Annotated in this window: 15 protein-coding genes; 14 read left to right on the top strand and 1 reads right to left on the bottom strand. The window is 67.5% G+C overall.

Annotated elements, in window-relative coordinates; all coding sequences use genetic code 11:
- Nucleotides 1–10: 10 nt before the first annotated feature.
- The 7 genes from V9L21_RS02900 to V9L21_RS02870 all read left to right on the top strand — a co-directional run bounded on the left by V9L21_RS02900 (nt 11) and on the right by V9L21_RS02870 (nt 6415).
- The gene (locus V9L21_RS02900; RefSeq protein WP_337309007.1) at nt 11–721 is read left to right on the top strand and encodes an ABC transporter ATP-binding protein; all 711 of its coding nucleotides are present in this window, start codon (nt 11–13) and stop codon (nt 719–721) included.
- 35 nt (nt 722–756) lie between these two features.
- A complete protein-coding gene (locus V9L21_RS02895) occupies nt 757–2013 on the top strand; it encodes a Zn-dependent hydrolase (protein WP_337309005.1) in 1257 nt (418 codons plus the stop codon).
- On the top strand, nt 2010–3482 hold the full coding sequence (locus V9L21_RS02890; protein WP_337309002.1) for a M81 family metallopeptidase: 1473 nt from the start codon (nt 2010–2012) through the stop codon (nt 3480–3482). The genes V9L21_RS02895 and V9L21_RS02890 overlap by 4 nt, the downstream gene beginning before the upstream one ends.
- A 95-nt stretch (nt 3483–3577) precedes the next feature.
- Nucleotides 3578–4336: an ABC transporter permease gene (locus V9L21_RS02885; RefSeq protein ID WP_157612973.1), complete on the top strand. Its 759-nt coding sequence runs from the start codon at nt 3578–3580 to the stop codon at nt 4334–4336.
- Between the two features lie 14 nt (nt 4337–4350).
- Nucleotides 4351–5052: an ABC transporter ATP-binding protein gene (locus V9L21_RS02880; protein ID WP_337309576.1), complete on the top strand. Its 702-nt coding sequence runs from the start codon at nt 4351–4353 to the stop codon at nt 5050–5052.
- Nucleotides 5049–5906: a substrate-binding domain-containing protein gene (locus tag V9L21_RS02875; RefSeq protein ID WP_337309000.1), complete on the top strand. Its 858-nt coding sequence runs from the start codon at nt 5049–5051 to the stop codon at nt 5904–5906. Before V9L21_RS02880 ends, V9L21_RS02875 begins: the two co-directional genes overlap by 4 nt.
- A gap of 131 nt (nt 5907–6037) precedes the next feature.
- Entirely contained in the window at nt 6038–6415 is a 378-nt protein-coding gene (locus V9L21_RS02870; RefSeq protein ID WP_337308998.1) for a nuclear transport factor 2 family protein, read from the top strand.
- Between the two features lie 10 nt (nt 6416–6425).
- On the opposite strand, the gene V9L21_RS02865 is transcribed toward V9L21_RS02870, so the two are convergent.
- Complete coding sequence (locus V9L21_RS02865) at nt 6426–7562, bottom strand: helix-turn-helix domain-containing protein (protein ID WP_337308996.1); 1137 nt, start codon at nt 7560–7562, stop codon at nt 6426–6428.
- 181 nt (nt 7563–7743) lie between these two features.
- On the opposite strand from V9L21_RS02865, the gene V9L21_RS02860 reads away from it, so the two are divergent.
- The 7 genes from V9L21_RS02860 to V9L21_RS02830 are packed head-to-tail and all read left to right on the top strand — an operon-like array spanning nt 7744 to nt 15417.
- Complete coding sequence (locus V9L21_RS02860; protein ID WP_157612977.1) at nt 7744–8247, top strand: (2Fe-2S)-binding protein; 504 nt, start codon at nt 7744–7746, stop codon at nt 8245–8247.
- Nucleotides 8248–8260: 13 nt separating this feature from the next.
- Nucleotides 8261–10711 carry a xanthine dehydrogenase family protein molybdopterin-binding subunit gene (locus tag V9L21_RS02855; RefSeq protein WP_337308993.1) on the top strand — a complete coding sequence of 817 codons (2451 nt, stop codon included), beginning with the start codon at nt 8261–8263 and terminating at the stop codon, nt 10709–10711.
- A 22-nt stretch (nt 10712–10733) separates the two neighbouring features.
- Nucleotides 10734–11525, top strand: a complete 792-nt coding sequence (locus V9L21_RS02850) for an FAD binding domain-containing protein (protein WP_337308991.1) — start codon at nt 10734–10736, stop codon at nt 11523–11525.
- 60 nt (nt 11526–11585) lie between these two features.
- Complete coding sequence (locus V9L21_RS02845) at nt 11586–12488, top strand: AAA family ATPase (RefSeq protein WP_337308989.1); 903 nt, start codon at nt 11586–11588, stop codon at nt 12486–12488.
- A gap of 28 nt (nt 12489–12516) precedes the next feature.
- Nucleotides 12517–13731, top strand: coding sequence for a vWA domain-containing protein (locus V9L21_RS02840; RefSeq protein ID WP_337308987.1), 1215 nt, complete (start codon nt 12517–12519; stop codon nt 13729–13731).
- Nucleotides 13732–13762: 31 nt separating this feature from the next.
- The gene (locus tag V9L21_RS02835; RefSeq protein ID WP_337308985.1) at nt 13763–14371 is read left to right on the top strand and encodes a CoxG family protein; all 609 of its coding nucleotides are present in this window, start codon (nt 13763–13765) and stop codon (nt 14369–14371) included.
- 14 nt (nt 14372–14385) lie between these two features.
- Nucleotides 14386–15417, top strand: a complete 1032-nt coding sequence (locus tag V9L21_RS02830; protein ID WP_337308983.1) for an XdhC family protein — start codon at nt 14386–14388, stop codon at nt 15415–15417.
- Nucleotides 15418–15421 lie beyond the last annotated feature (4 nt).

Here is a 15421-nt window from a genome sequence, read left to right as displayed (position 1 = left end):
AGGCGCCCCGATGAGCGCGAACATCCTCGAAGTCGAAGGTCTGCACGCGCACTACGGCAAGAGCCATGTACTGCAGGGCGTGTCGATGCATGTGGGCGAAGCCGAACTGGTCACGCTGCTCGGCCGCAACGGCGCGGGCAAATCGACCACGCTCAAAAGCATTGCCGGCGCGGTTACGCCAACCAGTGGCCGCGTGCGCTTTCAAGGTTCGGACATCGCGGGCATGCCGCCGCACCGCATTGCCACGCGCGGCGTGTGCCTGGTGCCCGAACACCGCGGCGTCTTCAAGCTGCTGACCGTGGAAGAAAACCTGCTGCTCGGCCAGCGCCGTGATTCGCCCTGGCAGCTGGACGACATCTACCGCATCTTTCCGCGCCTGAAGGAGCGGCGCCGCAACGGCGGTGGACAGCTTTCGGGCGGCGAGCAGCAGATGCTGGCCATTGGCCGTGCGCTCATGAACCACCCGCGCCTGCTGATCCTCGACGAACCCGTGGAAGGCCTTGCGCCGGTCATCGTGGAAGAAATCGTCGCGCAGCTCAAGCTCATCAAGGCGGCTGGCGTGGCCATTCTGCTGGTGGAGCAGAACCTGGAAGTTTGCGTACAACTGGCCGACCGCCACTACATCCTGGAACAGGGCGTGATCGTGCACGAAGCCGGCAACGCCGCCTTCATGGCCGACCACGATGTGAAAGACCGCTATCTGGGCGTGGGCCTTGCTTGAGGCCTCGCGCATTCATTCTTCTTTTTGCAAAAGCCATGAACTCACCCACCCAACTCCGCATCGACGGCAAGCGCCTCTGGAACTCGCTGATGGACCTGGCGAAGCTCGGCGCGACCGAAAAGGGCGGCGTCTGCCGCATTGCGTTGACCGACCTCGACAGGCAAGGCCGAGACCTCTTTACCCGCTGGGCGCGCGAGGCCGGTTGCGAAGTGCGTGTCGACCAGATCGGCAACATCTTCGCGCGCCGCGCGGGCCGCGACAACACGCGGCCGCCGGTGGTTACGGGCAGCCATATCGATACCCAGCCCACGGGCGGAAAGTTCGACGGCAACTATGGTGTGCTGGCAGGGCTGGAGGTGATCCGCAGCCTGAACGACGCCAAGGTAGTGACCGAGGCGCCGCTGGAAATTGCGGTGTGGACCAACGAAGAGGGCTCGCGCTTCGTGCCCGTGATGATGGGCTCCGGCGTGTTCGTGGATGCCTTCACGCTCGAGCATGCGCTGGCGCAGCGCGACACCGAGGGCATCAGCGTGGCCGAAGCGCTTGCTTCCATCGGCTACGCAGGCAGCGCGCCGGCTTCGGCCGCGGCATCGCCGGTGGGCGCGTATTTCGAAGCGCACATCGAACAGGGGCCGGTGCTCGAGGCGAATGAACGCGTCATCGGCGTGGTCGAGGGGGCACTGGGCCAACGCTGGTACGACGTGGTGGTGCAGGGCATGGAAGCCCACGCCGGCCCCACGCCCATGGAGTTGCGCAAGGACGCATTGCTCGCGGCTTCCGAGCTGGTGATCGAAGTCAACCGCATCGCGCTGGCCCATGCCCCGCACGCGCGCGGCACGGTGGGTTGGATCGACAACTATCCGAACTCGCGCAACGTGATTCCAGGACGCGTGAAGCTCAGCGTTGACCTGCGCGCGGCGGACGACGTGGTGCTTTCGGCCATGGACGCCGAACTGAAGGAGGCCGTGCAGCGCATCGCCGCCAAGGGCAAGGTCGAGGCCACGGTGGAGCAGGTCGTCTACTTTCCGCCGCAGCCCTTCACGCCCACGCTGGTGTCGGCCATTCGAGAGGCCGCGCAGGCGCAGGGCATGACCTGGATGAACGTGATCAGCGGCGCGGGGCACGACGCGGTGTACCTCGCACGCGTGTGTCCCACGGCAATGATCTTCGTGCCGTGCCTCGACGGCATCAGCCACAACGAGATCGAGGACGCGCAGCCCGACCACCTGGAGGCCGGCTGCAATGTGCTGCTGCAGGCCATGCTGCAAAGCGCGGGAGTGGCATCGCAATGAAGGTGCTGATCGCAAGGCTCAACCACGAGACCAACACCTTCTCGCCGGTGCCCACGCCGCTGGCGGCGTTCGGGCCCGACGGCCCCACATTCGGCGAGCAGGCCTACAAAGACAACAAGGGCATGCGCACCGCGATGTCGGCTTTCATCGACCTGGCCGAGCAGGCGGGCGCGACGGTGGTCACGCCGGTGTCGGCCTCGGCCAATCCGAGCGGGCCGGTCGATGCGCAGGCCTACACCGTGCTCACGCAGTGCATCGTCGATGCGGCGCCGGGCTGCGACGCCATCCTGCTCGACCTGCACGGCGCGATGGTGGCGCAGAACAGCGCCGATGGGGAGGGCGACCTGCTGGTGCGTCTGCGCGCCGCGGCACCCGGCGTGCCCATTGGCGTGGCGCTCGACCTGCATGCCAACGTCACTCCCGCGATGGTCGGCAATGCGGACGTGATCGTCGGCTTCAAGACCTATCCGCACATCGACATGTACGAGACGGGCGAGCATGCCGGCCGGCTGCTGTTCGATCTGCTCGCGGGACGCAGCAAGCCCGAGATGCGCTGGCACCCGCTGCCGTTGATGGCGCACACGCTGCGCAGCGCATCGTTCACCGGCGCAATGCAGCGGGCCATCGAGGCGGCGCGCGAAGCCGAGAAGTCGGAGTCGCTTGCGGTGTCGATCTTTGCCGGCTTCTCGTTGTCGGACATCGAGGCGCCCTGCATGAGCGTGGTGGCGGTCGATGCGCAATCTCCCGAGCGCGCGCAGGCCACGGCCGACCGCATTGCGGCGCAGATGTGGGAAGAGCGCGAGGCGTTCATCTACCGCAGCGAGCCGCTGGCTGAATCGGTGGCCCGTGCGAAGGCCGTTGCCGAAGGCGCGACGCGTCCGGTGCTGCTGCTCGACCATGGCGACAACTGCATGTCGGGCGGCAGCTGCGACACCATGGACGTGCTGCAGGAAGCGCTGGCGCAGGGGCTCGACGGCATCGGCGTCGGTCCGCTGTGCGACCCCGAGGCGGTGGCCGCGCTGATCGCGGCGGGCGAGGGCGCGACGGTGACGGTGGCGCTCGGCAACAAGGTGTCGCTGGAAGGCATCGGCTTGTCGAAGAAGCCTGTTGCGCTGACCGGCACGGTGCGCACCGTGAGCAACGGCGAATACGTGATCACCGGCCCCACCTACACCGGCCAGCGCAGCAGCATGGGCCGCACGGTGCTGTTCGACATCGGGGCAGCACGCATCGTAGTAACCGAGCGAACGCAGGAGCCTTGGGACATCGGCGTTTTCGAATGCGCGGGGCTCGACCCGCGCAAAGAGCGGTTCTTGCTGCTCAAGTCGCGCATGTATTGTCGGCCGGTGTTCGAGCCGATCTCGGCCGCCCTGGTCGAGTGCGACAGCCCAGGCGTGACCAGTTCGGACTACAGCCTGTTCCCGTTTTCCAAAGTGCGCCGGCCGGTGTTTCCGCTCGACGCGATCTGAGCAAATCGGGTGTCCCGCCACCTATGCAAAGAATTGCATAGGTAATTGGAGGTACACCCCGATACTGCGGCGCTTCCACCTATGAAGCCTGCCGCGTGAACACCTTTGCACAGAGCGCCGTCGCGGCCTGGCAGCTGCTCGTGTCCGGCGATCCGGTGCTGCTGGCCATCGTCGGACGGTCGCTTGCGGTCAGCGCCAGTGCTTGTGCACTGGCCTGCGGGCTGGGCCTGCTGCTGGGGGCATGGCTGGGCGTGGCGCGCTTTCGTGGCCGGGCTGCGCTGCTCACGGTGCTGAATACGCTGCTCGCGCTGCCCTCGGTGGTGGTCGGGCTGGTCATCTACCTTCTGCTGTCGCGTTCCGGGCCGCTCGGGTTCCTGGGCTGGCTTTTCTCGTTCAAGGCCATGGTGCTCGCGCAGACGGTGCTGGTGCTGCCGGTGGTTACGGCACTCACGCGCCAGACCATCGAAGACGCCGAGCGCGCGCACGGTGAGCAGCTGCGCTCGCTGGGCGCCGGGCCGCTGGTGCGCGCGCTGCTGCTGGTGTGGGACGAGCGCTACGCGCTGCTCACCGTGCTCATCGCGGCCTTCGGTCGCGCTGTCTCGGAAGTGGGCGCGGTGATGGTGGTGGGCGGCAACATCGACGGCTTCACGCGCGTGATGACCACCGCCATTGCCCTCGAAACAAGCAAGGGCGACCTGCCATTGGCGCTGGCGCTGGGTATCGTGCTGCTGGGCGTGGTGCTGGTGCTCAACCTGGCCATTGCCGCCGTTCGCGGCTGGCGTGAACGGGTCGACGGCGGCGGGGGCGAAGGCAGCGGCCTTGCGGCTTGGCGCCGGCCGGAGGTGCGGCCTTGAACGAACAGGTGCAGATGGCGAGCGCCGACAACACCGTGTTCGCGCTGTACGGCGTCGATGTTCGCCTGGGGCGCGTGGCGGCGCTGCAGGGCGCGACCTTGACCATTGCGGCCGGCGAGCGCGTGGCGCTCATCGGCGCCAATGGCAGCGGCAAGACCACGCTGCTGCGGCTGCTGCACGGCCTGGTGCCGCATGCGGCCGGGAGCTTCACCAGCGCGGCGCCGCGGCGCCATCAGGCCATGTTGTTCCAGCGTCCGCACATGCTGCGCGCCTCGGTGGTCGTTAACGTGGCGATGGCGCTGTGGCTGCGCGGCACGCGCTGGCGCGATGCGCGCCGCGCCGCCATTCCGGCGCTGGCGCGCGTGGGGCTCGAAGACCTGGCCGGCCGGAATGCCCGCGCCTTGTCGGGCGGCCAGCAGCAGCGGGTGGCGCTGGCGCGCGCCTGGGCGCTGCATCCGGCGGTGCTGTTGCTCGACGAGCCCACCGCCAGCCTCGACCCCACCGCCAAGCGCGAGGTCGAAACGCTCATTGCCGAAGCCGCGGTCGGCCGCACGCTGGTGTTTGCGAGCCACAACCTCGGCCAAGTGAAGCGCCTGGCCAGCCGTGTGGTCTACCTGGAGCACGGCCGCGTGCTGGCCGATTTGCCTGTGCATGATTTTTTCCATGGGCCCCTGCCTGAAGAGGCCCGCTTGTTCGTCAAAGGAGAGTTGGCATGAATCCGTTTTTCAAGCGCCGCGGCAATGCGGGCATCCGGGCCTCGCTGGCAGTGACTGTTTTCTTCGTTGCCGCGGGTGCCGTGCAAGCCGAGACCATCACCATGGCCTCGACCACGTCCACCGAGCAGTCGGGCCTGTTCGCCCATCTGCTGCCGGCCTTCAAGAAGGCGAGCGACATCGACGTCAAGGTGGTGGCGGTGGGTACCGGCCAGGCCATCGACATGGCCAAGCGCGGCGATGCCGATGTGCTGTTCGTGCACGACACGGCGGCCGAGGAGAAGTTCGTGGCCGAGGGCTTCAGCGCCAAGCGTTATCCGGTGATGTACAACGACTTCGTGCTCGTCGGACCGAAGGCAGACCCGGCGGGCGCCAGCGGCAAGGACATTGCCGCCGCGCTGAAGAAGATTGCCGCGGCCAACGCACCATTTGTTTCGCGCGGCGACAAGAGCGGCACCGACGCCGCCGAGCGCCGCCTCTGGACGCAAGCCGGCGTGGCCGAAGCGGGCCAGCCCGTGCCCAACGACCGCAAGGGCTCGGGCTACAAGGAATGCGGCTGCGGCATGGGGCCTGCGCTCAACATCGCGGCGTCGTCGGGCGGCTACGTGCTGGCCGACCGCGGCACCTGGCTCAGCTTCAAGAACCGCGCCGATCTTGCGGTGCTGGTCGAGGGCGACAAGCGGCTCTTCAACCAGTACGGCGTGATGGTCGTGAGCCCGGCCAAGTTTCCTTCGCTCAACAGCAAGGGCGCACAGAAGTTCGTCGACTGGGTGATCTCGCCCGCGGGGCAGCAGAGCATTGCGGCCTACAAGATCGGCGGCGAGCAGCTGTTCTTTCCGAACGCGCTGGCGAACTGAACCCTGAGGCGGCGGCAGCCGCTGCAGTGCGCACCATGACCTCCCAGGTCATCGACGCCGGAAGCGCCCGGCGCGACCATTCCTTCACCCCGCGATGTTGCGGGTCGAGATCTTCGAAAGGAATCGTCATCATGAACACCGCCGCACACGACGCCACCGCCATTGCCCAGCGCTACATCGCCGTCTGGAACGAGACCGATGCCGCACGCCGGGCCGAGCTGATCGAAGCCGCCTGGACGGCCGATGCGCGCTACGTGGACCCGATGGCGCAGGCCAGCGGCCGCGAGCAGATCAGCGCGCTGGTCGGTGCCGTGCACCAGCGCTACCCCGGCTTTCGCTTCAGCCTGTTCGGCAATGCCGAGGCGCACGGCGACAACCTGCGCTTTTCCTGGACGCTTGGCCCCACCGGGGCTGAAGACCTGATCCAGGGTACCGATTTTGCCCACCTTGACGCCGGCAAGCTGCGCTCGGTGACCGGCTTCCTCGACAAGGTGCCGGTCGGCGCCTGAAGGCCGCAGGTCAGTCGGCAGACCCGGCGGGCCGCCCGCGCCACAACTTGCGATAGACCGTGGCGCGGCTGATACCGAGGGTTCGCGCGGCTTCTGCCACGTTGCCGCGGGCATCGGCCACGGCCTTGCGGATCAATGCGGTCTCCACGTCGCGCAGCCGTGGTTGGGATTCGGGCGCCGCACCTGCCGAGCGCCTGCCACCGCGCCGGGCCTCGACCTGAACGCGAAGGCCCGACCAGAGCGGCACTTCGAGCATGGCGTCGCCGCGCCGGGCGGCGTCGAAAAGCATGTTCAGGGGAAGGGCGAACAGGTCGTTGCAATGCAGCGCATGCTGGCCGCGTGCCAGGGGCTGGTGCAGCATCTGCCGCGCCGCGGCATTGGCGCCAGTGACGTTGCCGCTCTCGTCGATGCACAGCAGGCCTTCGGTCGCCTCGTTGCCGGGGCAGCCTGGCCAGGAGAGATGCAGGCGCAGCTCGCAAGGCTCGTTCAGCACCAGCGTGTTCTCGATGCTGCGCGCCGATAGAACGGCCAGGTGCCGCAGCTCGGGCCGTTCCACCACCTGGACGCCGGTCAGGTCGAGCATGCCGATGCAGTCGCCCTGTGGACCGAAGAGCGGCGCTCCGGCGCAGCTGTAGATGCTGGTGTCCTCGAAGAAATGTTCGCCGCGGTGCAGCCACACCGATTCCTGCTCGCTCAGCGCAGTGCTGATGGCGCTGGTGCCCACCGCGCGCTCCGAAAGGTCGACCCCCACGCGCGCGATGTGGCGGGCATACCGGGTGGAGGTGTCGGTGCCGTCGGGCAGCGGGCCCACGTCGACCACGATGCCCTTGGCGTCGGTCAGCACCGCGAAATAGCGCGTGTCGGCAATGGCGCGGGACACCCGCTCGATCACCGGACGGGCCGCCGCGAGGAGGGCGCGGTTGCGCTCGGCCACCTCTCGAATGGCCGACTGGGCCACGGGGTCGAAGTTCACGCGCTGCTGCGGCTGCCGCCCCGCCTCGATGCAGCGCTGCCACGAGCGGACGATCCACGGCTCGATGCGCACGGTGCCTCGCGAGCGGGCGGCCTCCCCGTGGATCAGCTCCCGGCGGGCTTGCGCAATGGCGAGGGAGCGCTCGGGGATGGACGGAACGGTGGAGGCGGACATCGGGTCGATTCGCTCGGATGGGGCGTCTTTTTATGGAGCTTGCCTGGCCGCAAGTTGTTTCATTTTGAGAATTTCGCGCGCACTGCGCAAGCGGCGAGGGTTTTGCCTAGGATAGTGCAGGGGGCCGGCGTCCAAGATGCCATTCGCTGAACCAGCCATCACCTTCAACGGAGACAGCCAAATGCAGGTAGCTTTCACGGTCAACGGCCGACCGGCCACGGTCGACGCTCCCCCCAACACTTTTCTGGTGCACGCGATCCGCGAGCATCTTCATCTCACCGGCACGCACGTCGGCTGCGACACCGCCCAATGCGGCGCGTGCACCGTGCACCTGAACGGGCGCGCGGTGAAGTCGTGCAACATCCTGGTCGGGCAAGTGGCCGGCGCGCAAATCACCACCATCGAGGGCGTGGCCCAGCCCGACGGCACCATGCACCCGATGCAGGCCGCCTTCAAGGAGTGCCACGGCCTGCAATGCGGCTTTTGCACCCCCGGCATGGTCATGAGCGCCATCGACCTGTGCACGCACCACCCCAAGTCGAGCGAATCCGAGATCCGCGAACTGCTCGACGGCAACCTGTGCCGCTGCACGGGCTACCAGAACATCGTCAAGGCGGTGCAGATGGGCGGCGAGGCCATGGCCTCGGGCACCCCGGTCAAGACCACGGCCACGGCCGCAGCCTGAACGGAGCGGCATCATGGGTGCTTCCGACTTCTCGAACCTGCCCCACATCGGCGAGGCGCTGCGGCGCAAGGAAGACTATCGCTTCCTGACCGGCGCGGGCAACTACACCGACGACATCACGCTGGCCAACCAGAGCCATGCGGTCTTCGTCCGCTCGCCGCACGCCCACGCCGTCGTTAAGTCCGTCGACACGGCCGAGGCGCTCAAGATGCCCGGCGTGGTCGGCATCTTCACCGGCAAGGACATCGAAGGAAAGATGGGCGGGCTGCCCTGCGGCTGGCTCATCAACAACCCCGACGGCACCCCCATGAAGGAGCCGATGCACCCGATCCTCGCGATCAACAAGGTGCGCTACGTCGGCGACCACGTGGCCATGGTGGTGGCCGAGACGGTCGAGCAGGCCAAGAACGCGGCCGAGGCCGTGGTGGTCGACTACGACGTGCTGCCCGCGCTGGTGAGCGTGGCCGACGCAGCCAAGACGGCGAGCGGCGTCACGCTGCACGACGAGGCGCCCGACAACCGCTGCTACAAGTGGGCGCTGGGCGACAAGGCCGCGGTGGATGCGGTGTTTGCCAATGCCGCGCACGTGACCAAGCTCGACCTGGTCAACAACCGGCTGGTGCCCAACCCGATCGAGCCGCGCGTGGCCATCGGCAGCTACAGCCGCGGCACCGACGACTACACGCTGTATGTGTCCAACCAGAACCCGCACGTCGAGCGCCTGTTGATGACGGCCTTTGTGCTCGGCCTGCCCGAGCACAAGGTGCGCGTGATCGCGCCCGACGTGGGCGGCGGCTTCGGCTCCAAGATCTTCTTGTACGCCGAAGACGTGTGCCTGACCTGGGCGGCCAAGCAGCTCAACCGCAACATCAAGTGGACGGCCGAGCGCTCCGAATGCTTCTTGTCCGATGCGCATGGCCGCGACCATGTGAGCCACGCCGAAATGGCGATGGACAAGGACGGCAAGTTCCTTGCGATGCGGGTGCACACCGACGCTAACCTGGGCGCCTACCTGTCGACCTTTTCGACCGCGGTGCCCACCATCCTCTACGCCACGCTGCTCGCGGGGCAGTACACCACGCCGCAGATCTATGTCGAGGTCGATGCGTGGTTCACCAACACCGCGCCGGTCGATGCCTACCGCGGCGCGGGGCGGCCCGAAGCCACCTACCTGCTCGAACGCCTGGTGTCGCGCTGCGCCTGGCAAATGAACCTGGGCCAGGACGAGATCCGCAAGCGCAACTTCATCACCACCTTTCCGTACCAGACGCCGGTGGCGCTGCAGTACGACACGGGCGACTTCCACGCCTGCATGGACAAGGCCCGCGTGCTGGCCGATGTCGAGGGCTACGCGCAGCGCAAGTCGGCGAGCGAAGCCCAGGGCAAGCTGCGCGGCATCGGCTACTCGAGCTACATCGAGGCCTGCGGCATCGCGCCCTCGAACATCGCCGGGGCGCTCGGCGCGCGGGCCGGCTTGTTCGAATGCGGTGAAATCCGCGTGCACCCGACCGGCAGCGTGACGGTGTTCACCGGCTCGCACAGCCACGGGCAGGGCCACGAAACCACCTTTGCGCAGGTGGTCGCGGCGCGGCTGGGCATTCCGGTCGACAACGTCGATGTGGTGCACGGCGACACCGGTCGCGTGCCTTTCGGCATGGGTACGTATGGCTCGCGCTCCATTTCGGTGGGTGGCGCGGCCATCATGAAGGCGCTCGACAAGATCGAGACCAAGGCCAAGAAGATTGCCGCGCACCTGATGGAGGCGAGCGATGCCGACATCGAGTTTGCCAACGGCGAGTTCACGGTCAAGGGCACCGACAAGAAGATTCCGTTCGGCCAGGTGGCGCTCACGGCCTACGTGCCGCACAACTACCCGCTCGACAAGCTCGAGCCCGGGCTGAACGAAACCGCCTTCTACGACCCGACCAACTTCACGTTCCCGGGCGGCACCTACATCTGCGAGGTCGAGGTGGACAAGCAGACCGGCGAGGTTCGCGTCGACCGCTTCACCGCCGTGGACGACTTCGGCACCATCATCAACCCGATGATCGTCGAGGGCCAGGTGCATGGCGGGCTGGTGCAGGGCATTGGCCAGGCGCTGCTCGAAAACTGCGTGTACGACAACGAGACCGGCCAGCTGCTCACCGGCAGCTTCATGGACTACGCCATGCCCCGGGCCGCCGACTTTCCGCAGTTCAAGCTCGACACCGTGTGCACGCCCTGCACGCACAACCCGCTGGGCACCAAGGGCTGCGGCGAGGCGGGCGCCATCGGCTCGCCGCCGGCCGTGATCAACGCCGTGCTCGACGCGCTGGCGCCGCTCGGCATCAAGGACCTCGACATGCCTGCCTCGGCCAGCCGCGTGTGGGAGGCGATGCAAAAAGGCAGCGGAAGCGCAGCGGCGGATACGCAACCGCAGGAGCCCGCGCTCTCCGCAAGCACCCAAGGCCGCCCGGCTCCCTGAACATAGAAGAAGGAATCACACCATGTACGCCTTCACACTCGAACGGCCCTCTACCGTGGCCGATGCGGCCAAGCTGGTGACCGCCGGCGCCAAGCCGCTGGCCGGCGGGCAAACGTTGCTTGCTTCCATGAAGCTCAGGCTTTCCGCGCCCGAGCGGCTGGTGGACCTTGGCGGCGTCAAGGAACTCACCGGCATCAAGAAAGACGGCAGCGCAATCACCATCGGTGCCATGTCGCGCCACCTCGACGTGGCCAACAACCCCGACGTGAAAGCCGCCTTCCCGGCGCTGGCGGACCTGGCCTCGCGCATCGGCGACCGGCAGGTGCGCGCGATGGGGACCATCGGCGGCTCGGTCGCCAACAACGATCCGGCTGCGTGCTATCCCAGCGCGGTGCTCGGCTCGGGCGCCACGGTCGTCACCACGAAGCGCGAGATCGCGGCGGACGATTTCTTCCTGGGCCTGTTCACCACGGCACTCGAAGAAGACGAGCTGATCACCGCGATCCGTTTCCCCGTTCCCAAGCGTGCCGTGTACGAAAAGCTGCGCCAGAAGGCATCGAACTTTCCGTTGGTCGGCGTGTTCCTCGCGCAGTACGACGGCGGGGTGCGGGTTGCCATTACCGGCGCGGGCAACGGCGTGTTCCGGCATGCGGGGCTCGAAGATGCGCTCAACAAGAGCTTTACCGCCGCGGCCGCCGCAGCCGTGAAGATCGATGCGAGCGAGCTCAACGGCGACCTGCATGCTTCTGCGGCCTACCGCGCCAACCTGATCAGCGTGCTCACGCAGCGCGCGGTGACCAAGGCGCTGGGCTGAAGCAGCCAGGCGAGAAACGGAAGGCGCGACGACATCTCGCGTCTTCCGCTACGCTTTGCCATGATCTTCCCGACCATCGATTCTCTTTCGGACGGCTTGATGAAGGCCGGCTACTTTGCCGACCGCCGCCTGGCGACGGCCGTGTTCCTTGCGCTCAAGCTGCAGCGCCCGCTGCTGCTCGAGGGTGAGCCCGGCGTCGGCAAGACCGAGCTGGCCAAGGCGCTGTCGACCGCACTCGGCCGCGAGTTGCTGCGCCTGCAGTGCTACGACGGGCTGGAGCAGCGCGAGGCACTTTATGAATGGAACTACGCCGCGCAACTGCTGCACATGCGCGCGGCCGAAGCCACCGGCGCGGCGCGCGATGTGGAAGCCGAGGTGTACCAACCGCACTACCTGATTCGCCGCCCGCTGCTGCAGGCGCTTCAAACTCCCGCGCCCGGCGCGGTGCTGCTGATCGACGAGGTGGACCGCGCCGACGAACCCTTCGAGGCCTTCCTGCTCGAATACCTTGGCGAATACCAGGTCAGCATTCCCGAGCTTGGCACGGTGCGCGCCGTGGTGCCGCCGGTCACCATTCTTACCAGCAACCGCACGCGCGAGCTCAACGATGCGGTCAAGCGGCGCTGCCTCTATCACTGGCTCGACTACCCCGAGCGCGAACGCGAGCTGGCCATTGTGCGGGCCCAGGTGCCGCAGGCCGGTGAGAAGCTCTCGGCCCAGGTGGCTGCCTTCGTCGCGCGGCTGCGCGATGCGCCTTTCGTCAACGCGTTCCAGCGCGCTCCCGGCATCGCAGAAAGCGTCGAGTGGGCCAGGGCGCTGATTGCGCTCGATACGGTCGAGCTCGATCCTGAAGTGGTGGTCGACACCGCGGGCATCCTGTTCAAGCAGCGCGACGACGTGGCCGCGCTCACACGTGAACTAGCGTCCGAGCTGCTGAAGCCAGAGGAGCCGGTCGCGCCCTGAGCGTGTCCGAAGGCCGAGGCCGCCCCGTATGACCGGTATCCAGCAACTCGGCGATGTACGCAGCGGCAAGCTCGCCGGCAACATCACCGCGTTTGGCCGCGCGCTGCGCCGCGCCGGTGTGCGCACCGATGCCATGCGAATCTCCCTCGCCGCCGAAGCGGCCACGCTGGTCGGCGTGGAAAGCCGGCTCGACCTGAGCGCGGCAATGGAAGCCGTGATGGTGAGCCGCGAGCAAGACCGCATGGTGTTTCGCGAACTGTTCGATGCGTGGTTTCGAGACCCCGAACTCGCCAACAAGCTGCTCGCGCAAATGCTGCCGAGCGCCGAAGGCAAGGCCGAACCCTCGAAGCGCCGCCCGCGCGTGCGCGAAGCCCTCACCGCGCCGCGTGACCCGGCCAAGCCCGCCGTGGCCGCCAAGCCCGACAAGGAGGTCGAGTTCGATGCCGCCATGACGTCGAGCGACCGGCAGCGGCTCCAGCATGCAGACTTCAACGCGCTCGGCGCTTCGGAATACCGGCTGGTCGAACGACTTGCGCGCGATATCTCCTTGCCCATTCCTTCGCTGCCGTCGCGCCGGCTGCGCCCTTCCAACGATGCGGGCTCGCAGCATGCGCGCATGCACTGGCCCGGCGTGCTGCACGAGGCGGCGCGCACGGGCGGCGAAATACTTCGCCTGCCGAAACTCAGCCGCCGCGAGCAGCCGTTGCCGCTCCTGGTGCTGGTCGATGTGTCCGGCTCGATGGAGCGCTATGCGCGCCTGCTGCTCGCGTTTCTGCATGCAGCCACCCGCCGCGCCGGGCGGCGCGATGTGTTCGCGTTCGGCACCGGCCTGACCGACTTGACCCCCGCGTTCCGGCTGGCCGACACCGACGCCATGTTGGGCGCGGCCAGCCTCGCCATCGACGATTTCGCGGGCGGCACCCGGCTGGGCAGTTCGCTCGCCGAGCTGCGCCGCGCGCATGCGCGCCGGCTCACGGGCCGCCGCACGCTGGTGCTGGTGATCAGCGACGGGCTCGACACCGGAGAGCCCGATCTGCTGGAAAGCGAGCTGCTCTGGCTCAAGCGCCATTCGCGCCGGCTGCTGTGGCTCAACCCGCTGCTGCGCTTTGAGGGCTACGCCCCTTTGGCGCGTGGGGCCGGCGTGCTGCACCGGCATGCAGATGCGATGCTGGCAGTCCACAATCTCGGTGCCCTCGAACAGTTGGCCGCCAGCATTGCCGCACTGATGCGATCCGGCCGCTAGGCCCCTACAGGAAACAAGAAGGAAACCCACCATGGAAATGCTCGGCAACCGCCGCCTCGGCATCACGCAGCAACAGGCGTGGGAAGCGCTGAACGACCCGGAGACGCTCAAGAAGTGCATTCCGGGCTGCGACAAGTTCGAACTCACGGGCGACAACCAGTACAGCGTGGCGCTGGCCGTCAAGATCGGCCCGGTGTCGGCCAAGTTCAACGGCAAGGTGATGCTGTCGGACATCGTCGCGCCCGACGGCTACAAGCTCACCTTCGAAGGGCAGGGCGGTGTCGCGGGGTTCGCCAAGGGATCGTCCAGCGTGACGCTCAGGCCACTGGACGGCGCCGCGGCCGAGCCGGCGCCGGCCGGCTGCGAGCTCGACTACACCGTGCAGGCCCAGGTCGGCGGCAAGATCGCCCAACTCGGGCAACGCCTGATCGACGGCGCCGCCAAGTCGACCGCCGACGACTTCTTCAAGCGCTTCGAGGCCGAAATGCAAAGCCGCTACGGACCGCCGCCGGCCGCCGCCGAAGAAACGGCGGAGGCACCCGCGGAGAAAGCAGGCGTCATGTCGGGTCTCATGAAGAAAATGGGTCTCGGCAAGAAGGACGACAAGGACGCGTCCGCCGCGCCGGGGAACGAAAGCTGAGGACTGGCGACGCCATGGAAAATCTCGATGTGATGGTGCTGCGCACGCTGCGCGACTGGCGTCAGGCTGGCAAGCGCGCGCTGCTGACCACGGTGGTGCGCACCTGGGGCTCGTCGCCGCGGCCGGTCGGCTCGATCATGGCGCTGGCGGACGACGGCGCGGTGGTGGGCTCGGTTTCGGGCGGCTGTATCGAGGACGACCTGATTGCCCGCTACAGCCACGCCCACGCGAACAATGGCGAGGGCGAAGAGGTGCCCCTGGGCGCGCCGCCCAAGCTCGTGAAGTACGGCATCACGGCCGACGAGGCGCATCGCTTTGGCCTGCCCTGCGGCGGCACGCTGGAACTGCTGCTCGAATACGACCCTGACGCCGCCTTGCTCGCCGACTTGGTGGCCGAGCTCGAGCAGGGCAAGCTCATGCAGCGCACCGTCGCGCTCGCCAACGGTGCCGTGCGGCTGAACGAAGCCAAGGCGCCTGACGAACTCAGGGTGAACGACGCGGAGCTCACCAACACCTTCGGCCCCGAATACCGCATGCTGCTCATCGGCGCGGGACAGTTGGCCGAATACCTTGCCACGATGGCCAAGTTCAGCGGCTTTGCCGTGACGCTGTGCGACCCGCGCGCGGAATACCGCACCGCGTGGTCACTGCCCGGCGTGGAAATCACCACCGAGATGCCCGACGATGCGGTGCTGGCCTTCAGGCCCGACCGGCGCAGCTGCGTGGTCGCGCTCACGCACGACCCCAAGCTCGACGACCTAGCGCTGCTCGAAGCCCTGCAGAGCGAGGCTTTCTACGTAGGCGCGATCGGCTCGCGCCGCAATGCCGATGCGCGGCGCGACCGCATGATCGAGCACTTCGACCAGACGGCCGAATCGCTTGCGCGGCTGCGCGGCCCCATCGGCATCTACATCGGCAGCAAGACGCCGCCGGAAATCGCCGTGAGCGTGATGGCGGAGATTCTTGCGGTGAAGAACGGCGTGACGCTGCCGCGCGAGATGGAAGTGGCGCGCGCCAAGGGCCTCCAGCAACTCGCGATGAGCTGAGCCC

The organism is Variovorax sp. CCNWLW235 (assembly GCF_037204085.1).
Lineage (GTDB): Bacteria > Pseudomonadota > Gammaproteobacteria > Burkholderiales > Burkholderiaceae_C > Variovorax.
This window is presented reverse-complemented; position numbering and strand designations above follow the sequence as displayed.